The sequence below is a fragment of the Streptomyces sp. NPDC057445 genome (genome assembly GCF_042802855.1).
GTDB lineage: Bacteria > Actinomycetota > Actinomycetes > Streptomycetales > Streptomycetaceae > Streptomyces.
Genome location: NZ_JBHVDH010000006.1, coordinates 87,876 through 106,135 on the forward strand (window position 1 = coordinate 87,876; position 18,260 = coordinate 106,135).

At 70.9% G+C, this 18,260-nt stretch carries 17 protein-coding genes and 1 pseudogene; 11 read left to right on the top strand and 7 right to left on the bottom strand.

The window, feature by feature from the left end:
- Positions 1 to 477: 477 nt before the first annotated feature.
- Positions 478 to 741 (top strand): hypothetical protein, encoded by a 264-nt coding sequence (locus ACFU5O_RS16095; protein ID WP_384240588.1) that lies wholly within the window; start codon positions 478 to 480, stop codon positions 739 to 741.
- Positions 742 to 893: 152 nt separating this feature from the next.
- Here the strand turns inward: ACFU5O_RS16095 and ACFU5O_RS16100 are convergent, their stop codons facing one another.
- Complete coding sequence (locus ACFU5O_RS16100; RefSeq protein ID WP_384240590.1) at positions 894 to 1,316, bottom strand: hypothetical protein; 423 nt, start codon at positions 1,314 to 1,316, stop codon at positions 894 to 896.
- Positions 1,317 to 1,566: 250 nt separating this feature from the next.
- Here ACFU5O_RS16100 and ACFU5O_RS16105 point away from each other — a divergent pair, with 250 nt between their 5' ends.
- Positions 1,567 to 3,465, top strand: a complete 1,899-nt coding sequence (locus tag ACFU5O_RS16105; protein ID WP_384240591.1) for a sulfatase — start codon at positions 1,567 to 1,569, stop codon at positions 3,463 to 3,465.
- Positions 3,466 to 3,722: 257 nt separating this feature from the next.
- Here the strand turns inward: ACFU5O_RS16105 and ACFU5O_RS16110 are convergent, their stop codons facing one another.
- Positions 3,723 to 4,484, bottom strand: a complete 762-nt coding sequence (locus ACFU5O_RS16110) for a CDP-alcohol phosphatidyltransferase family protein (RefSeq protein ID WP_384240592.1) — start codon at positions 4,482 to 4,484, stop codon at positions 3,723 to 3,725.
- A gap of 114 nt (positions 4,485 to 4,598) precedes the next feature.
- Here ACFU5O_RS16110 and ACFU5O_RS16115 point away from each other — a divergent pair, with 114 nt between their 5' ends.
- The 5 genes and pseudogenes from ACFU5O_RS16115 to ACFU5O_RS16135 all read left to right on the top strand — a co-directional run.
- Complete coding sequence (locus tag ACFU5O_RS16115; RefSeq protein WP_384240594.1) at positions 4,599 to 5,618, top strand: zinc-binding alcohol dehydrogenase; 1,020 nt, start codon at positions 4,599 to 4,601, stop codon at positions 5,616 to 5,618.
- A gap of 95 nt (positions 5,619 to 5,713) precedes the next feature.
- Positions 5,714 to 6,112: a 6-pyruvoyl tetrahydropterin synthase family protein gene (locus ACFU5O_RS16120; protein ID WP_384240595.1), complete on the top strand. Its 399-nt coding sequence runs from the start codon at positions 5,714 to 5,716 to the stop codon at positions 6,110 to 6,112.
- A 92-nt stretch (positions 6,113 to 6,204) separates the two neighbouring features.
- The gene (locus ACFU5O_RS16125) at positions 6,205 to 7,341 is read left to right on the top strand and encodes a glycosyltransferase family 4 protein (protein WP_384241065.1); all 1,137 of its coding nucleotides are present in this window, start codon (positions 6,205 to 6,207) and stop codon (positions 7,339 to 7,341) included.
- Complete coding sequence (locus tag ACFU5O_RS16130; protein WP_384240597.1) at positions 7,338 to 8,336, top strand: methyltransferase domain-containing protein; 999 nt, start codon at positions 7,338 to 7,340, stop codon at positions 8,334 to 8,336. The genes ACFU5O_RS16125 and ACFU5O_RS16130 overlap by 4 nt, the downstream gene beginning before the upstream one ends.
- Positions 8,333 to 9,298: pseudogene (locus tag ACFU5O_RS16135) on the top strand (lysylphosphatidylglycerol synthase transmembrane domain-containing protein); the annotation flags it as partial. The gene ACFU5O_RS16130 and the pseudogene ACFU5O_RS16135, both read left to right, overlap by 4 nt.
- On the opposite strand, the gene ACFU5O_RS16140 reads toward ACFU5O_RS16135, so the two are convergent.
- Both ACFU5O_RS16140 and ACFU5O_RS16145 read right to left on the bottom strand, forming a co-directional pair.
- Entirely contained in the window at positions 9,194 to 10,189 is a 996-nt protein-coding gene (locus ACFU5O_RS16140) for a RibD family protein (RefSeq protein WP_384241067.1), read from the bottom strand. The pseudogene ACFU5O_RS16135 and the gene ACFU5O_RS16140 sit on opposite strands and share 105 nt — an antisense overlap.
- A complete protein-coding gene (locus tag ACFU5O_RS16145; protein WP_384240599.1) occupies positions 10,186 to 11,034 on the bottom strand; it encodes a creatininase family protein in 849 nt (282 codons plus the stop codon). The genes ACFU5O_RS16140 and ACFU5O_RS16145 overlap by 4 nt, the downstream gene beginning before the upstream one ends.
- Before the next feature lie 215 nt (positions 11,035 to 11,249).
- Here ACFU5O_RS16145 and ribA point away from each other — a divergent pair, with 215 nt between their 5' ends.
- Positions 11,250 to 11,906, top strand: coding sequence for a GTP cyclohydrolase II (gene ribA / locus ACFU5O_RS16150; RefSeq protein ID WP_384240601.1), 657 nt, complete (start codon positions 11,250 to 11,252; stop codon positions 11,904 to 11,906).
- 148 nt (positions 11,907 to 12,054) lie between these two features.
- On the top strand, positions 12,055 to 13,128 hold the full coding sequence (locus ACFU5O_RS16155) for a hypothetical protein (RefSeq protein ID WP_384240603.1): 1,074 nt from the start codon (positions 12,055 to 12,057) through the stop codon (positions 13,126 to 13,128).
- A gap of 57 nt (positions 13,129 to 13,185) precedes the next feature.
- Here the strand turns inward: ACFU5O_RS16155 and ACFU5O_RS16160 are convergent, their stop codons facing one another.
- Positions 13,186 to 13,860, bottom strand: a complete 675-nt coding sequence (locus ACFU5O_RS16160; protein WP_384240605.1) for a hypothetical protein — start codon at positions 13,858 to 13,860, stop codon at positions 13,186 to 13,188.
- Positions 13,861 to 14,067: 207 nt separating this feature from the next.
- Positions 14,068 to 14,259, bottom strand: coding sequence for a hypothetical protein (locus tag ACFU5O_RS16165; RefSeq protein WP_384240607.1), 192 nt, complete (start codon positions 14,257 to 14,259; stop codon positions 14,068 to 14,070).
- A gap of 175 nt (positions 14,260 to 14,434) precedes the next feature.
- Between ACFU5O_RS16165 and ACFU5O_RS16170 the strand changes: the two genes are divergently transcribed.
- Positions 14,435 to 15,568: a glutathione-independent formaldehyde dehydrogenase gene (locus tag ACFU5O_RS16170; RefSeq protein ID WP_384240609.1), complete on the top strand. Its 1,134-nt coding sequence runs from the start codon at positions 14,435 to 14,437 to the stop codon at positions 15,566 to 15,568.
- A gap of 215 nt (positions 15,569 to 15,783) precedes the next feature.
- Here ACFU5O_RS16170 and ACFU5O_RS16175 read toward each other — a convergent pair whose 3' ends face one another.
- Entirely contained in the window at positions 15,784 to 17,037 is a 1,254-nt protein-coding gene (locus ACFU5O_RS16175) for a phytase (protein ID WP_384241069.1), read from the bottom strand.
- Positions 17,038 to 17,568: 531 nt separating this feature from the next.
- Here ACFU5O_RS16175 and ACFU5O_RS16180 point away from each other — a divergent pair.
- Positions 17,569 to 18,114 (top strand): DoxX family protein, encoded by a 546-nt coding sequence (locus ACFU5O_RS16180; RefSeq protein WP_384240610.1) that lies wholly within the window; start codon positions 17,569 to 17,571, stop codon positions 18,112 to 18,114.
- The last annotated feature ends 146 nt before the right edge of the window (positions 18,115 to 18,260 follow it).

Genomic DNA, 18,260 nt, shown 5'->3' on the forward strand with positions numbered 1-18,260 from the left:
CCATGTGGCAGGTCCCGTGCTTCTTCGAAGCGCGGGGCCTTCCGCATTTCCTCCTGTTCGGATTTTCACACCGCTGAAGCGGATTCTCCCTTATTTCACGCTACAGCCAGACGATGCCGTCCCAGCCGAAGATTGCACGGCGGCAGAATTCCCGAAACGGTTCGCACCATGACAATGTGCGGGGATCCCACTCCGCCGCGTGAAATGCCGGGGAAGAGCCCGCCGGGCGGGATCAAGGGCGTGTACGCGCCCGTTTCCCTTGCCCCGGGGCCGCCGCCTGAGCACATCGCCCGGGCATACGGTGGACACGTGCCCCTGTTCACCGAGGCGCAGGGCCCTGGGAGAAGAAGGCTTTGAGCCGTGGGCCATGTGAACACTGTCCAGGGCTACGGTTAACGTCGCCCGCCCGGGGCCTCCGGGAACACGCACGTACGACGGCCGGTGCCCGCGCCGCCGCCGTGACCGAGGAGGTCCGCCATGGAACCCGAGACGCAGTTGCCCGCCGCCGGCTACGCCGAGGTCCGTGTCGTCGCTGCGACGCCCGAGGCCGCCCGTAAGGTCGCGGAAGTGCTGCGCCGCTGCTTCGCCGCCACGGAACAGCGCAGCTACCCCGCCGGGGGCGACGGCGGCACCCGTCTCCATCTCACGGTGGACACCGCACATGCGGCAGAGCCGGCGCGGTCATGGCTGGTGAGCAGCCAGTCCGCGCGGCACGACGACCCACAGGCGGACGAGGGCTGAGCGCGAGCCGGGCGGGAAGCCGAGCGGCAGCGGCGTGGTCGGCCGATCCTGATACGGACGGTGGCAGGCGGTCCGGGGCCGCCGTGCAGGCCCGGGGGTGCCGTGCACTTCCCGGTCGGGCCCTGTCCGGGCCGGAGCGACAGCGACATCGGCTACTTCGGGAAGTGGTCCCCGCAGCGGTAGTTCACGTCCCCGTCGACGGTGTACGCCTCCAGATACACCCTGGCCAGCCCCTTGGGCTGCTGAAGGTGGGTGTCCCAGCCGGTCAGGACGTTCTGACCCTGGTCACCTGTGCGCCACGAGTAGTCGGTGAACGACCCGTCCTTGTTGGAGGACCGCAGCCGGATCCTCGGGGCGTGCCCGTCGTCCATCCTGTCGATGGCCCAGATCCGGATCTCGTACCGGGCGGTGGGGGCCCCGCTCCCGCTGAAGGTGGCTCCGGCACGGAAACTCCCCGCCCTGTCCTCGCACTCCAGGGTGAAGCTCTTGTCGGCGGACCGGGCCGGTGTGGCGAGAGTCGCTATGGCCGCAGCTGCTGCAACGAGCGTGGCAGTCAGTGTGGTTGAGCGTCGCATGTGCCCTCTGCTCTCTCTGTGTAAGTGATCCTCAACACACTGTCACCCACGCTCCGTTGGCACAACTTCCCGTCGATCACCCAGGTGTCGAGAACCAGTTCCCTCATACCCACCCGGGTTGTCCCCGCTCCCCGGGCCCGGTGCTTGAATCAAAGCCGCCGGCGAGCCGTACAGATGAACGGCGGTCCCGAGCCCCGGGCCCGGGTCCGGGCTGCCGTGCATGACCGGGCCTCGCACGGAAGGACCTTTGGTGTCGCTCTGGACGCGTTCTCGTCAGCTGCCCGATCCGGACGATGCGGCCGTGGAGGAGGCCCGGAAGCCGGATGACGGCCCCTCCGGGCACGATCCGGACGAAGCCGGTGCCGACCCGGACGAAACCGTCGCCGACCCGGGTGAGGCCGTCGCCGACCCGGGTGAGGCCGTCGCCGACCCGGACGAAGCCGTCGCGGGCGGTCGGAGGGACAGGCACCCCGCCGTCGCACTGGTCCTGGCCCACGGGACCACCGTGCCGGCCGCCCTGTTGGTGCTCTTCGCCCTGCTCATGCCGAACGAGCCCGCACGGCTCACCCCGGGAGCCTTCGTACGCATCCCGGTGGAGGGCCTGTTCGGTGCCGCGGTGCTGCTCGTCCTGCGGCCAAGGGCGAGGCGGGTGGCGGCGACGGCCGCCGGGGCCGTTCTGGGCCTGGTGACCGTCCTGAAGTGCCTCGACATGGGCTTCTACTCGACGCTCGACCGGCCGTTCGACCTGGTCTTCGACTGGACCCTGCTCGATGACGCCCAGTCCTTCCTCAGCGACTCCGTCGGCCGGGCAGGTGCGATCGCCGCGGTGATCGTGCTCGTCCTCGTCGTCCTCGCGCTGCTCGCCCTCATGGCGCAGGCGGTCGTCCGGCTCAGCGACCTCCTGGTCAGGCACCGCGCCGTGACGACCCGGAGCACCCTCGTCCTCGGGACCGTCTGGATCACCTGCGCGGCACTCGGCCTGCAGATCGCAGGCGTGCCGGTCGCCTCCAGGACCACGGCCCGGTTCCTCCAGAACCGCGCGCTCCAGGTCAAGGAAAGCCTGGACGACAAGAAGGCGTTCGCGGAGGAGTCCGCCGTCGACGCCTTCCGCGGCACCCCGGCGGACCAGTTGCTGACCGGGCTGCGCGGCAAGGACGTCATCTTCACCTTCATCGAGAGCTACGGGCGCAGCGCGGTGCAGGACCCGGCGATGGCGTCGCAGGTCGGCGCGGTGCTCGCGGACGGGACCGAACGGCTGCGCGCGGCGGGCTTCTCCTCACGCAGCGCGTTCCTCACCTCCCCGACGTACGGCGGCGGCAGCTGGCTCGCCCATTCGACCTTCAACTCGGGCCTGTGGATAAAGAACCAGCAGCGCTACGAGACGCTCACGTCGGGCGACCGCCTGACCCTCACCGGCGCGTTCCGGCGTACGGGCGCCTGGCGGACGGTCGGCATCATGCCGGGCGTCACCCGGTCCTGGCCGGAGGGGAAGTTCTACGGCCTCGACAACGTCTACGACTCCCGTCAGCTCGGTTACCACGGACCGAAGTTCAGCTGGTCGCCCGTTCCCGACCAGTACAGCCTGTCGGCCTTCGAGCGCCTGGAGCACGGCAGGAAGGGCCGGGGGCCCATGATGGCGGAGATCATTCTCACCTCCAGCCACACTCCCTGGGCCCCCATACCCAGGATGACGGGCTGGGACGAGGTCGGTGACGGCTCGGTCTACGACGCCGTCGAGGAGGAGGGCAAGGACCCGAAGGAAGTGTGGAAGGACTCCGCCCAGGTGCGCACCGAGTACCGGCGTTCCATCGAGTACTCGCTGAGCAGTCTCATCTCGTACGTGGAGAAGTACGGCAACGACAACACCGTGCTCGTCTTCCTCGGCGACCACCAGCCCGTCTCGACCGTCACCGGCGGCAACCTCGGCCGTGACGTACCGATAGCGATCGTCGCGCACGACCGGTCCGTGCTCGACCGGATCTCCGGCTGGGGCTGGCAGGACGGCCTGAAGCCCGGGCCGAAGGCCCCGGTCTGGCGGATGAACACCTTCCGCGACCGGTTCCTGACGGCCTACGGGCCTGGGGCCGGCGGCCCTGTTCCGTCCCCGTCCCCGTCCCCGTCCCCGTCCCCGTCCACGTCGTCCCGGTGACGCGCCGGAGCCCGAGGACACGGGCCCGGTGACCCGACGGACAGTCACGGTCGGGCCCGGTGACCCGACGGGCGGTCCCGGTCGGGCCCGGTCGGGCCACTGACCTCACCGACCGAGGACATGGTCCCGGTGGCACAGAAGGGCCGTCCCCGTGACACGTCACGCGAAACCGATGTCCCCTGAAACGCGAGGAGCCGGTGAACGAGTCGGCGTACCGCCTGACATCGTGCACCGGCGTCCCGGTCGGGACCGTTCGTTCAGACCTTCTCGTGCCTCAACTCCCGTACCACCACCGCGCTCCCACGGATCCTGACCCGCCACAGCCACCTGATGTCACGAGCGAAGGACCAGACCAGCAGCGCCAGCGCGCCGAGGACCGCGGCGTATGCGGGCAGGACGGGGACGATCCCGGCGGCGGCGACGAGAAGGACGATCCCCTGCAGCGCGGCCACCGTCTTGCGGGCCATGCTCGGAGGCAGCGGTCCGTTCAGCCAGGGCAGCACCCGGGCCGCCGCGACGAAGACGTAGCGCATGGCGCCGATCAGCAGCACCCAGGCGCCCAGTGACATGGCGACGTAGACGCTGAGCACCAGGATGAGGAAGGCGTCGACCTCCATGTCGAAGCGTGCGCCCAGGGCGGATTCCGTACCGGTGCGCCGCGCCACCTGGCCGTCGACCGCGTCGAGCACGAGTGCCACGGTGGTGAGGGCGACCAGGACCGCGACCGGCGGCCGGTCGACGAAGGAGTCCGCGACCAGCGCGGTCACACCCCCGACGAGCGTCGCGCGGGCCAGGGTGACGCCGTTGGCGGGACCGAACGGCCGCCTGGGCCATGACCGGCGCAGCGCCCGTGTCAGCACGGCCCACGTGGCGACCGTGAACACCGCGCCCGCCAGCCACCCCGCGGGCCCGAGCCCCGTGGCCCCGGCGAGCAGGACCAGCAGCAGGGTCTGCGCGCCCGCCCCCGTGGCCGTTTCCGGACGCAGCAGCCTCGTGTCGTATGGGGCGCTCAGGGCCACCGCGCACCACCCTTCGGTCGTGTGACAGAGTCGATGAATGCCGCGTACCGTGTGCGCGGCCTCGTGAACATCAGAACGTAAAGAGTCACCCGAGCGTTCAGCAGGAGGACGCGAATGGAGCCAGCCGCACACGCCTTCTGGCTCCGCTCGCCGGGCCACGGCGAGATACGCGAGGTTCCCCTTCCGGAGCCGACGGGCGACGACGTCGTGGTGCGCGCGCTGTGTTCCGGCGTCAGCCGCGGCACGGAGAGCCTCGTCTTCCGGGGCGGCGTACCGGAGAGCCAGCACACCGCGATGCGCGCGCCGTTCCAGGACGGCGACTTCCCGGGGCCCGTGAAGTACGGCTATCTGAGTGTCGGCCTCGTCGAGGAAGGACCGCGGCACCTCGTCGGCCGCACGGTCTTCTGCCTCTACCCGCACCAGAGCCGGTACGTCGTCCCGGCGACTGCCGTGACCCCGGTGCCGGACACCGTCCCCGCCGGGCGGGCCGTGCTGGCCGGGACGGTGGAGACCGCGGTGAACGCGCTCTGGGACGCCGCACCGCTGGTCGGCGACCGGATCGCCGTCGTCGGAGCAGGCATGATCGGCTGCTCGGTCGCCGCTCTTCTCGCCCGGTTCCCCGGCGTCCGCGTCCAGCTGGTCGACGCCGATCCGGCGCGTGCCTCCGTCGCCGAGGCTCTGGGCGTCGGCTTCGCGCTCCCCGAGGACGCGCTGGGCGGCTGCGACCTGGTCGTGCACGCGAGCGCCACCGAGGCCGGACTGACACGCTCACTGGAACTCCTGGCCCCGGAGGGAACCGTCCTGGAGCTGAGCTGGTACGGCGACCGGCGGATCAGCGTGCCGCTCGGCGAGGCCTTCCACTCCGGCCGGCTCGTCCTGCGGGGCAGCCAGGTGGGGAGGGTGTCCGAGGCCCGGCGGTCCCGGCGGACCTACGCCGACCGGCTCGCGCTCTCGCTCGAACTGCTCGCCGACCCCGCCTTCGACGCACTGATCACCGGCGAGTGCGCCTTCGAGGAACTGCCGTCGGTGATGCCCAGGATCGCCTCCGGTGAACTTCCCGGGATGTGCCACCGCGTGGTGTACGACACGGCGCTCGACGGCTTCACGGCGCCGCGGAGCCCCGCCGGACTCTGAACGACCTGGGGCTTTGAACGCTGAGTACGCTCCGGCCGTACTGAAGGGCATGGGCCGCCAGCGGCCTGTCACGTCCGACCGGGAGGTCACAGCCGTTGTTCAGCGTCACCGTCCGCGAGCACCTCATGATCGCTCACAGCTTCCGCGGCGAGGTCTTCGGACCCGCGCAGCGTCTGCACGGAGCGACCTACCTTGTTGATGCCACATTCCGCCGCGCAGAGTTGGACGCCGACAACATCGTCGTCGACATCGGACTCGCCACCACGGAACTGGGCAGCGTGGTGGGTGCGTTCAACTACCGCAATCTCGACGACGAGTCCGAGTTCGCCGGCATCAACACCTCGACGGAGTTCCTGGCCAAGGTCATCGCCGACCGTCTGGCGGACCGGGTGCACGCCGGGGCGCTGGGCGAGGGTGCCCGCGGTCTGACCGGGATCTCGGTCACCCTGCATGAGTCGCACATCGCGTGGGCCTCCTACGAGCGGGCTCTGTGAGAGCGGGCTCGGTGAAAGCCCGCTCGGTGAAAGCCCGCTCGGTGAACCTCGCCGCCGGTACCACCGCACCCGATCGTTCGGTGCGCGTGGTGATGCCCGGCGGCGTCGACGATCCTGGGGCGCCGAGCGGTGGCAACACCTATGACCGCAGGGTGTGCCGGGACCTGCCCCAGGTCGGCTGGCAGGTCCACGAGCACGTGGTCGCCGGTGACTGGCCGCGGCCCGGAGCCGCCGCATGCGCGGAACTGGCCCGAATACTGCGGGAGACGCCGGACGGCGCCCTCGTTCTCCTCGACGGGCTCGTGGCCTGTGGGGTGCCCGACATCGTCGTCCCCGAGGCGGAACGGCTGCGGCTCGTGGTGCTGGTGCATCTGCCGCTGGGCGACGAGACGGGGCTCGACCCCGACGTCGCGGCGGCTCTTGACACCGCGGAACGCAGGACCCTGCGCGCCGTGGCGGCGGTCGTCGCGACCAGCGACTGGGCGGCCGGAAGGCTCGTGGAGCACCACGGGCTCGATCCTGCCCGGGTCCATGCCGCCGCCCCCGGGGCCGACACAGCCCCCCTGGCGCCCGGCACGGCATCCGGCACGGCATCCGGCACCGGCACCGGCACCGGCACCGGCACCGGCACCGGCACCGGCACCGGCAGCGTGCCACGTCTGCTGTGCGTCGCCTCTGTGACCCCGCGCAAGGGCCAGCACCTGCTGGTGGAGGCCCTCGCGTCCGTCGCCGATCTGCCGTGGGCCTGCGACTTCGTCGGCGGGCTCGGCCAGGATCCCCGCTATGTCACCCGGCTCCGGGCACTGATCGGGGAGTACGGCCTCGGCGACCGGATCCGGCTCACGGGCCCCCGTACCGGCGCCGAGCTGAACGCGAGCTACGCCGCCGCCGACCTTCTGGTGCTCGCCTCGCACGCCGAGACGTACGGAATGGCCGTGACCGAGGCGCTCGCACGCGGCGTACCCGTACTGGCGACGGCCGTCGGCGGACTGCCGGAGGCGGTCGGCCGGGCGCCGGACGGCAGCGTGCCGGGCGCCCTCGTACCGCCGCAGGACCCTGCGGCACTCACTGCGGCGTTGCGCCACTGGCTCGGTGAGCCCGGCGAACGCCACCGTTCGAAGGTGGCCGCGCGAGGACGGCGCACCGCGCTGGCCGGCTGGGAGACGACCTCGCGGAATCTGGCCAGGGTGCTGGAGCAACTCCGGCAGGAACCGCGGAGGACCACATGACCACGACCGACGCACCTCGTTTCGCCCCCGAGTGGCTGGCACTGCGGGAGGGCGCCGACGCCGCCGCCCGAGCGCCCGAACTCCTCGACCCGCTGCGGCGGCACCTGACGGAGCGGTCGAACGCCGCCGCACCGGACCGTGCGCCGGACGCCGCGCAGCCGGCCGACCGCCGGGACGGAAGCCTGGTGATCCGCGACCTCGGCTGCGGGACCGGTTCCATGGGGCGCTGGCTCGCGCCCCGGCTGAACGGTCCTCAGCACTGGATCCTGCACGACCACGACCCCGATCTCCTGGAGCTCGCCGCCGCGCGGATGCCCCGTACGGCCGCCGACGGCAGCCCGGTCACGGTCACGACGGAGCGCGGCGACATCGCCCGCCTGACCGCGGACGTCCTCTCGGGGACCTCGCTGGTGACCGCGTCCGCGCTGCTGGACCTGCTCACCCGCGAAGAGCTGGCCGCACTCGCAGCGGCCTGCGCCGGGGCCGGCTGCCCTGCGCTGCTGGCCCTGTCCGTGGTGGGCCGGGTGGAACTCGCCCCGGCCGATCCGCTGGACGACGAGGTCGCGGAGGCGTTCAACGCCCATCAGCGCAGGGTCGATCACGACCGGCTGCTGCTCGGCCCCGACGCCGTCGCGGCGGCCTCGGTGGCCTTCGCACGCCAGGGACTCGACGTACGGGTGCAACCCAGCCCGTGGCGGCTCGGTTCCGCTCCCGGGCTCCGTCCCGCGGCCGGTGGCGCGACCGGTGGCGCGACCGGTGCGGCCGTCGGCTCGTCCGTCGACTCGGCCGTCGACTCGGCGATCGATTCCGCGCTGACGGCGGAGTGGCTGCGGGGATGGGTCGGCGCCGCCTGTGACCAGCGGCCCGATCTCGCGCCGCATGCCGACGCGTACCTGCGGCGCCGCCTGGCGGCCTGCGAGGCGGGCGAGTTGCGGGTGGTGGTGCACCACAGCGATGTTCTGGCCCTGCCCGGGCTCGCGGGCGGCGCCTCATGAACGGGCGGGCCGCCCGGGCGGGTCAGGCGGTCCGGGCACGCCTCGGCATGCTCGTGGGGGCGGCCATTCTCGCGGCGATGCTGTGGTGGCAGGGCACCGGCGCCATCCTGGACGGACTGCACGGGATCGACGGCCCCGCCCTCCTGGCCGCTCTCGGTCTCGGCCTGCTCACCACCGTGTTCAGCGCGTGGCGCTGGTGCGTGGTCGCCCGGGGGCTGAGCATCCGGCTGCCGCTGGGCCGGGCCGTGTCCGACTACTACCGCGCGCTGTTCCTGAACGCGGCGCTGCCCGGCGGAGTCCTCGGCGACGTGCACCGCGCGGTGCGGCACGGGCAGAGCGCGGGCGACATCGGCCGGGGTGTCCGCGCGGTGGTACTCGAACGGGTCGCGGGCCAGGCGGTGCTGATCGCGGTCGGTGTGGCGCTGCTGTTCACGCAGTCCTCCCCGGCCGTGGCGCAGGCGGGGCGCTTCGCGGGGCATCTCGCCGCCACTCCGGTCGCCCTGCCGGCCCTCGCCCTGTTGTGCGCACTGGTGATCCTGGGCGCCGTACGGCTCCGCCGGAAGCAGGACACACCTCGGTGGCGCCGCGCGGTGCGCGCCACGCTGTCCGAGGCGCGCCTCGGGCTGTTCGCCCACCGCAGCTGGCCGGGTGTGCTGATCTCCTCCGTGGCGGTGCTCGCGGGGCATCTCGGCATGTTCCTTCTCGCCGCCCGGGTCGCCGGATCGACCGCGTCCGCGGCCGAGTTGCTGCCGCTGATGGTGCTGGCGCTGCTCGCCATGGCGCTCCCGCTGAACGTCGGCGGCTGGGGGCCCAGGGAAGGAGTCACCGCCTGGGCCTTCGGCGCCGCGGGCCTCGGGTCATCCCAGGGGCTGACCGTCGCCGTGGTGTACGGACTGCTCACCTTCGTCGCGAGCCTGCCCGGCATCGGCGTGCTCGTCGCCCAGTGGCTCGCCGGGTTGCGGCGTCCGCAGGTCGAGTTCGAAGAGGGTGTCCTCGCCGAGGGCAGCGCGCCGCACCGGCGGACGGAGGGCGTCGCGCATCAACTCAGGGCCGGGGAAACCGAGCCCGGGGATGCCGTCGCCGATCAGGACCGGCGCCACGGTGACGTAGAGCCGGTGAAGCACGCCCGTGTGGAGGAAACGCGACACGGTGACGCCACCGCCCTCGACGAGTACGCGGCCCAGGCCGCGTCGCGCGAGCTCCCGTACCAGACGCCGGGGCGCGAACGCGTCACGGTCGGGCAGGACCAGCACATCGACGCCGTCAAGGCGGTCGTACCCGTCCCTGCCCCCACCGGCCCCGTCCGACTTGCCGACTTCGACGGCCGCAGCCGCCCGCCCGGGCTCGCTGTCGGCGCCCACGACCCACAGGGTCGGCGCCGCCCCGTCGCTGAACACACGGTGTCCGAGCGGCACCCGGCCGCGCGGATCGAGGACGACACGCACCGGGTTCACGCCGGCGCACGCGCGGACCGTCAGCCGGGGATCGTCGGCGACGGCGGTGCCCGCGCCGACGACCACCGCGTCGGCGAGCGCGCGCAGCCGGTGCAGATGCTCGCGGTCCTCCTCGCCGGTGACGTAGTCGGCGTCGCCCGTGCGGGTCGCGATGAAACCGTCGAGGCTCTGCCCCAGTTGCGCGAACGTGAAGTGCGGTCCGGCCAGGCACAGCGGCAGATAGCGCTCGGCGAGGACGTCAGCCTCGGGCGAGGCGTCCCGCCAGCGGCGCCGGCCGTCCTGGTCCCGGACCAGGCCGGCGGCCTCGGCGTCCGCCTCGGACCGGACACCGAGCAGCCGTTCCCAGGCTCCCGCTGCGTCGAGCGTGCCGCCGCGGTGTCCGGCGGCGCGGCCGGTCACCGCGTCCCCCGCATCGCGCCGGCGGACTCGCGCGGCTCCGCGGCATCCGCCGGCTCCGCGGTGCCGGACGGTACGGGCCGGTACCCGGCCGCTGCCGGGAACTCCGGCGCGGAGAGAAGCGAGAGGTATTCGGCGAAGGAATCCACGAGGCCGGCCAGCAATTCCTTACCCTTGTCGGCCGACGCCAGGGAAGGCCGTCCGATCACGCCGGTCTCCGTATAGGCGCGCATACCGAGCGTGAGCAGATGCTCCCGGTCGTCCGCAAGGCAATCGGCGGTTTCATAACCCGGGCGAATCAGTTCCGGATGGTCGTGCAGCAGGATGGAGGTCTCCACTTCTCCCGCATGCATATCGGTGGACGACGACGTCTGCACACCCGCTCTGTCCCGCGCCGCACTCCAGTCGGCCGGGCCGGGGAAAAGGGCCATACGAGTTCCGGTGCCCGCGGACTCCTGAACAACGTTGCGCAGCACGTAGTTTCCGCCGTGACCATTGATCAGAACCAGGTTATTGATTCCGGACCGGCGCAGTGATTCCGCGATGTCCCGTACCACGGCATAGAGCGTCGCGGCGGAAATGCTGACGGTCCCGGGCCATGCGGCGTGCTCGTGGGAGCAGGAGACCGTCACGGGAGGGAGGCAGTGGACCGGGTACGCGGCGGCGACCTCACGGGCGATCGCGCAGGCTATGACCGTGTCGGTCATCAGGGGAAGATACGGCCCGTGTTGCTCGAAGCTGCCGATGGGAAGGACGGCCGTGCCGGCCCGACCCGCCCTCACGTCCTCCGTCGTCGTGTCCAGCGGCAACAGTCCGAATGCCGGCAGTCGCGGTTGCGGGCCACTCATGTTTCCCGACCCTTTCTTTCTTCGTATCCCGGGATGCGGCCGCCCCTGGCAGCCCTAATTGGGCGTGCCTGGAAGGGAGTTCAGCACACACCCATGAGAGCAGGTTGTGCGAGCTTGGTGGACACATTGGTCGAAGTTCATGGACCAACACGTCGGTTGACACCTTCTCGCTGATTTCCGGCCCGTAGCCAGAGGTTACCCGATATGATCTGGCCATGATAGATATCGATGACGCTCACCCCGGCAGTGCGCACTCATCAGGCGTCGAACGCGTGGCAAATGTCCGGCTGTCCACCGAGCATGGCGATTTCCTTGCCGTCGGTTACCTGGACCGGGATCGCGGAGAAGAACAAATCGCGCTGGTATACGGCGACGTGGAGGGCGACGGAGCGCTTACCCGCCTGCATTCGGAGTGCCTGACCGGGGACGCGTTCGGGTCCAAGCACTGTGAGTGCGGTGACCAGCTGTCGGCGGCTCTGCGTGCCATCGCGAGTGAAGGGCGCGGCGTCCTCGTCTACCTCCGGGGCCATGAAGGCCGCGGGATCGGGCTGCTGGCGAAGCTTCAGGCGATGCAGCTCCAGGCGGAGGGGATGGACACCGTCGAGGCGAACCTCGCGCTCGGACTCCCGGCCGATGCCCGCGACTACCGGGTGGCGGCGGAGATCCTGCACGACCTGTCCGTGCGATCCGTGCGGCTGCTGTCGAACAACCCGCTCAAGCGCGCGGCGTTGCTGCGGCACGGCATCATGATCTCCGAGCAGGTTCCGCTGCTGACACAGCCGCGCGAGGAGAACATCTTCTATCTGCGGACCAAGCGGGAACGCATGGGCCACGACCTTCCGCACTTGGATCGTGTGGCCGACCAGTTCTGAAGCACCCGTCCGACCGACCATGCGTCAGCGGGCTTCACGGGTGCGGACGCAGGCGGAGCGGCGCGGCAGCGACCCCTGACCGCGGACGGATCCCGGCTCATGGCCAAAGATGTTGCTCTGTGTGCCTACGCCAGAGATGATCTCGGCCGTGACCATAGTCTTCGCCGTCATCACCGGCGCTCTGTTCGCCTGGCTGGGCGGAATCTTCCTCGGTCGTGCGCGTCTTGAGGGCTGGGCCCGCAACCGGTTCGTACCGGCCGAGTACGGACTCGTACCACGGGAGCAGCTCGATCCCCGGCGGGCCGGGCCACCCATGGCCGTCCACCGGTACAAGGAGATGCAGGCTGTCGCGGACGCGGCCTGGGAGGGCGACTGGCGGGCGGCGGCCGCGTATGTGGAGGCCGCGGGCCAGGACTGGGACGAGCGCTGGTCCCGGATGGAGTTCCTGCAGGAGATCGCCGACGAGTCGGACGCCTGGGCGGCCGGCTGGCGCGAGGCCCAGCCGGACAACTGCGACGCTGCCACCCTCCACGCCCAGCTGCTGCTGCACCGCGCGTGGGCGATCCGCGGCAGCGAGTACGCGCACAAGGTGCCGACGGAGCGGATGAACGAGTTCCGGGAACTCCTTCCCGCTTCCATCACCGCCGCGAAGCAGGCCGCCGAACTCGATCCGCAGAATCCCGGTCCCTGGGTCGTCATGGTCACCGCCGCTCGTGGAGTCCAGTACTCCGGCGCCCAGTTCCGCCCGCTGTGGGAGGGGCTCGTCGAGCGCGCCCCCTATCACTACGCCGGCCACTGGCAGGCTCTTCAGTACTGGTGCGCCAAGTGGTTCGGCTCCGACAGGCTGATGCTGGAGTTCGCCGAGCGCGCCGTACGGTACGCCCCGGCCGGCAGCCCCCTCGCGGGCATGCATCTGCACGCGCTGGACGAGCTCGACAACCGGTCGCAGGGCGAGCGTTCACCCCGCAAGGGCAAGGCACTGCTGGAGACGGTGGCCCACTCCCTGAATCAGGTCCCGGACGACGACGAGCGCCTGCCGCGCCTGCGGCACAAGCTGGCCTTCCGCCTGGGCAAGGCCGGTCTCCACGACGCGGCGCTGGATCAGTTCCGCCGCATCGGCCCCTGGTGCGGGGCGGCACCGTGGAACAAGAAGGGCGACCCTGTCGCCGCGTTCGACCTGGCCCGGGGGATCGCCGCGAAGAAGGCCGGAACGACCCGTTGAACGGAAGCGACCCGTCGAAAGGGAGCGGCATCGATCACTGCGCGCTCGCGGCGGTAGTCAGCCCGTGAGTGAGGAGCCGCCCGCCGGGTCGAGCAGCATGTAGGTGTTCTGCAGCTCGTCCTGCACGACGTGCGCCTCTCCCCCGGTCGTACGCACCGACACGTCCTCTGCCGGGGTGTGCACCCGGTAGCGCCAGCCCTGCGGCAGCCGCAGCCGTTCCCCCAGCGTGGCCAGGGAGTCCATGGTCAGGCTCTCGTCCACGATGTGCGAGTACGCCTGAAGGACATAGGTCCGGTCGCCGGGTGCATGCAGTGCGTGGACCGGCCTGCCGCCGGCCAGGATGTATTCCGTGTCACGCTCGACGGTGGTGTCGACGTAGAACTTCCTGTCCCCGTCCGGATCCACCTCCGCGGGGATGCGGACCTCGGCCACCAGTTGGGCCTGCAGCCCGCCGAACGTCACCGTCTCCCTTTTCGGGTCCCATGTCGTGAGTTCGTCGATGGCCCAGTAGCGGGGCCCGTTCAGGTACACCATCGGTACCCGGAACTCCTCCGCCAGCGAACCGGCGTCAAGCGCGTTCCACTGCTCGAGGGGACAGTCGTTGACACCGAGAGTGTTGTAGACGGCCGCCTTGAGCCCGCCGTCCTCGCCCGGTGACACGAGGAGAACCTCGCCGTAGCGTGCGTTGCGCAGACCGCGCACGTGCCGGGCCGCTTTCGTCGTGCGTGACATTGCTGCTCCTCTTCTCACAGCACAGCACGTCCGCGCGCTGCGGGGGAGACATGCTGTGGGGCAGGACCGATGTCGCGGCCCGTGGCAGTGCCACGGGCCGTCCACTACATCGAGCAGAGCACACCCACGGGGAAGTCGCACGGCCTCACGGGGAGTGTTCGGCGACGACGCTCCGTAGCAGGCGGCCGGACCCCGGCCGCTCGGTGCTCAGCGGTCGACGACGTCCTCACGGAGACCGTCGGAGAATTCCCACCACGACAAAGGAAGCCAGTCGCCGTTGATGAATGCGTCGACAGTCGCGCCGCGACCGCGGACAGTCACCGTCGTTCCCGGCGGGTAGGTGGTGCCGGACAGCCCGGGTACGGGGACCAGCAGGGTTCCGAGTCGCTGTGCTGCCACTTTTCGCCCTCCTTCTCTCGTTCCTCGGCGCCTGTGCGGTACCGGAGCGGATATAGCTCCCGAGATTACCGGCTTGTCCCATTCGGTAGGTCGGAGAATCATGAGAGATGGGTCACGAACACGAAACAAGCGGGGGGAATCACGCGCGCTCTTACCGAGCGGAAGGTGGCAGCAAATGAAAGCCGTCGTCTACAAGGGACCGTTCACCGTAGCGGTCGAAGATGTTGAAAAGCCCAGCATCCAGCATCCGAACGATGTGATCGTACGGGTCACCTCCACCGCGATATGCGGCTCCGACCTGCACATGTACGAGGGCCGCACCGCGGCCGAGCCCGGCATCGTCTTCGGCCACGAGAACATGGGCGTCATCGAGGAAATCGGCCAGGGTGTCACCTCTCTCAAGCAGGGCGACCGCGTCGTCATGCCGTTCAACGTGGCCTGCGGGTTCTGCATGAATTGCAACGAGGGGTACACCGGATTCTGTCTGACCGTCAACCCGGGCTTCGCGGGCGGCGCTTACGGCTATGTCGCCATGGGGCCCTGGAAGGGCGGTCAGGCGGAGCACCTTCGCGTACCCTACGCCGACTTCAACTGCCTGAAGTTGCCGACGGGAAAGGAGCACGAGAGCGACTTCATACTGCTCGCCGACATATTCCCCACCGGATACCACGGCTGTGAACTCGCCCAGGTACGCCCGGGCGAGAGCGTCGCGGTGTACGGCGGCGGCCCCGTCGGCCTCATGGCCGCCTACTCGGCCCTGATTCGCGGGGCGAAGAAGGTGTACGTCGTGGACCGGGTCCCCGAGCGGCTGCAGAAAGCGGAGGAGATCGGTGCGATCCCGATCAACTTCGCCGAGGGCGACCCGGTGCAGCAGATCAAGGACCAGACCGAGGGCATCGGGACGGACAAGGGCGTGGACGCCGTCGGCTACCAGGCGATGGGGCACGGCACCGACCGCGAAGAACCCGCGACCGTCCTGAACTCGCTCATCGGCACGGTCCGGGCCACCGGAGCGCTCGGCATACCGGGCCTCTACGTCCCGTCCGACCCCGGAGGCCCCGACGAGCAGGCCAAGCGCGGCATGCTCCTGGTCTCGATCGGCAAGGCCTTCGAGAAGGGCCTGCGGATGGGTACGGGGCAGTGCAACGTCAAGCGCTACAACCGGTACCTGCGCGACATGATCATCGAGGGGCGGGCGAAGCCGAGCTTCGTGGTCTCGCACGAACTGCCCCTGGACCAGGCGCCGTCGGCGTACGACAAGTTCGACAAGCGGATCGAGGGCTACACGAAGGTCATCCTGCATCCGTGATCCGCGATCCGTAAGCGGCACGCGGAACGGCCGGAGGCCCCGGTCCCGAACCCCGGAGCGGGGATGCCCACCACGGTGAGCGTCCCCGCTCCGGTCGTTCCACCGGTGGAGCGGGCACGGGTGGGGTGAGCTCCGGTGAGGTGAGCTCCGGTGAAGGCCCCCGCCCCCCGGCTGACGGGGGGCGGAGGCGGACGGGGTGGCCAGGCGGCGGGTGCTCAGTCGTCGATGCGGTTCATGACGTCGCCGAGGTCCACGAACTTGAAGCCGGTGGCCTCTCGTTCGCCGTCACCGGGTGTGTCGTGTCCGTCCTGGACGACGAGCAGGCCGTGCGGATACTTCGCACCGAGAGGAGCGTTGAGCACCGCGGCGCCGTCGCACTCCTCGGAGCCGTCCAGGTCCGGTGAGGCGGCCGGGACGCGGAAGCCGCCCTCGTACTCGTTGTCGTCCTTCAGCTCACGGTCGTACAGGGCGAAGGTGTTGTCGCCCTGGCTGGAGGCCAGCACGTAGCCGTCGCCGTCGGGCTCGGTCAGCAGCGTCAGCCCCTCGACGTCGGCCGCGAGGCGCGAGCCGCCGTAGCCCGGGTCGGCGCCCGCGACGCATTCCTCCGTCTTCTCGTCGTACGTACCCGGGACGCCGAACTCCCGGACCTTGTCGACGAGTTCGGGCTTGCCGCTGAGGTCGGCGCGCATGCGCCACATGCCGACGTCCTCCTGCCCGGCGTAGAGCATGCCGTTGGCCGGGTCGACGACCATGCCCTCGACCTGGGGCAGCTCGTCGGGCTCGGCGCACGGCGCCCAGGACCTGCCGTTCGGCAGCCGGAACGAGGACGGCAGTTCCAGGGTGCGGATCTTGCGATAGGTGACCCTGCCTTCGGAGGTGGCACGGATCTCCAGCAGGGCGATGCCGGTGCGGTTGCGGCGGCTGACGAGCGCGTAGGAGCGGCCGCTCGCCTTGTCGGTCCAGGTGGCCAGACCGTAGGCGGTCCTCTGGTCGTTGATCTCGTCCTGGTTCGTGGAGAAGACCGGCGGGGCCGCGGGGTCGGTGACATCGGTGAGCGGGCCGCCCCGGCGCGTGGGGTCGATGCGGTAGATCCGCAGCCGGTCGTGGCCCCGGTCGCTGGTCACGGCGAGGTCGGCCCGCCCCGACGGCAGCCGCAGCCCCTGGACCAGATCCACGTTGTTGAACCGTCCCGGGGCGTCGCCCGGCCCGGCCGCCGGAGGCGCCGGGACGGCCTGGACCTGCCGTGCGTCGAGGTCGTAGACCCGCAGGCCGCCTTCCTTGGCCGTGGCGATCACCAGGCTGCTTCCCGGGTGCGCGGCGTTGCGCCAGATCGCCGGGTCGTCGGCGTTGGCGTTCCCGCCCGCCTCGTCGTCGTACAGCGTGGGCGTCTCGGCCCGGGGTGTGACGCCGGGCAGTGCGGGGGTACGCGCCTCGGCCGGTACGGCCGCGCCGAGCGCCACGAGGGCCATGCCCAGAACGGCGGTGGTCGGCAGGGCGGGACGGGGCCTGCTCACGATGTGTGCTCCTCCATGTCGGGATCGTGACGACTTCCCGGGTGAGCGTGGAAGCGGGAGATGACGGCACGGCGTCCGGCACACGGTGCCTTCATGTGCACGTCATGAACTCCATCGCTCACGAGGCCCCTCAGTTCCTACGAACACCGGCACCACAGGAGTTCCGGTCCGCCACCACAGGACCGGTCCTGGACGCCACCTGCCGGGAAAGCGCAGTATCGGGTGTGAGGGGGCCGTGCGACCGGTGACCGGCGCCGCCTCCCTGGAACGGGAGCGGTCAGGACCGTTCCCCGGCACAGCTGATCCGCCGGGAGCCCGCAGGAAAGCGGGGCGGACGAGCACCCGGTCGGACACGGGCTCGCGGGTGCCCGATCACCCCCGGCCCCCACGCGGCACAAGCCCTGACAACCGCTCCACCCGACGGCACCGCCGCAACGGGCGCACCGTGCGCGCCCGCATCGGTGACGGTGCAGGAGGTGACTCCAGATGCACATACACACCGAGGGTCCTCGGCACTCCACCGCCAGCGGCACGGGACTCTCCCCGCCGCGGGTGGGCGCCGCCGACGCCGGACTGCTTCTGCTGCGGCTGACCGTCGGCCTGGTCATGGCAGGCCATGGCGCCCAGAAACTGTTCGGCATGTTCGGCGGACCGGGTCTCGACGCCACGGGGAAGGGGTTCGCGGCCCTCGGGTACGAACCAGGCGTCTTCTTCGCCGGACTCACGGGCGTCTCCGAGCTCCTGGGCGGCCTGGGGCTGGCCCTCGGTCTGCTCACCCCGCTCGCCTCCGCGGCGGTGTTCGGCGTCATGATCAACGCCATGGCGGTGGGCGCCGACCACGGCCTGTGGGCCGAGAACGGCGGCATCGAGCTCCCCATGACCATTGCCGTCGTCGTACTCGCCGTCGCCGCCACAGGCCCCGGCAGCCTCGCGCTCGACCGCTTCTTCCCCTGGCGCGACGGCGGCTGGGGCCCTGCGCTCTTCGCCCTGTTGGCCGGCGGTATCGGAGCGATCATCGTGCTGCTGCTGTAGCCGGTGCGGCTGTGGCGAACCCCGGAGGGCGCTGCCCGGCCCTGCCCCGACCGCCGCCGGTTGCCCGGTCGAGCGGTCGGGGAGGCCCTGCCCGGCTGCCATGCCCGGCTGCCGTGCCCGGAGACGGCACCCAGGGGCCGCCCGCG

Excerpts from the sequence above, each read along its gene's own strand:
- ACFU5O_RS16170 (WP_384240609.1), top strand. The coding sequence starts at position 14,435 with ATGAAAGCCGTCGTCTACAAGGGACCGTTCACCGTAGCGGTCGAAGAT.
- ribA (WP_384240601.1), top strand. The coding sequence starts at position 11,250 with ATGATAGATATCGATGACGCTCACCCCGGCAGTGCGCACTCATCAGGC.
- ACFU5O_RS16180 (WP_384240610.1), top strand. The coding sequence starts at position 17,569 with ATGCACATACACACCGAGGGTCCTCGGCACTCCACCGCCAGCGGCACG.
- ACFU5O_RS16115 (WP_384240594.1), top strand. The coding sequence starts at position 4,599 with ATGGAGCCAGCCGCACACGCCTTCTGGCTCCGCTCGCCGGGCCACGGC.
- ACFU5O_RS16145 (WP_384240599.1), bottom strand. The coding sequence starts at position 11,034 with ATGAGTGGCCCGCAACCGCGACTGCCGGCATTCGGACTGTTGCCGCTG.
- ACFU5O_RS16130 (WP_384240597.1), top strand. The coding sequence starts at position 7,338 with ATGACCACGACCGACGCACCTCGTTTCGCCCCCGAGTGGCTGGCACTG.
- ACFU5O_RS16175 (WP_384241069.1), bottom strand. The coding sequence starts at position 17,037 with ATGGCCCTCGTGGCGCTCGGCGCGGCCGTACCGGCCGAGGCGCGTACC.
- ACFU5O_RS16125 (WP_384241065.1), top strand. The coding sequence starts at position 6,205 with ATGCCCGGCGGCGTCGACGATCCTGGGGCGCCGAGCGGTGGCAACACC.
- ACFU5O_RS16095 (WP_384240588.1), top strand. The coding sequence starts at position 478 with ATGGAACCCGAGACGCAGTTGCCCGCCGCCGGCTACGCCGAGGTCCGT.
- ACFU5O_RS16100 (WP_384240590.1), bottom strand. The coding sequence starts at position 1,316 with ATGCGACGCTCAACCACACTGACTGCCACGCTCGTTGCAGCAGCTGCG.
- ACFU5O_RS16160 (WP_384240605.1), bottom strand. The coding sequence starts at position 13,860 with ATGTCACGCACGACGAAAGCGGCCCGGCACGTGCGCGGTCTGCGCAAC.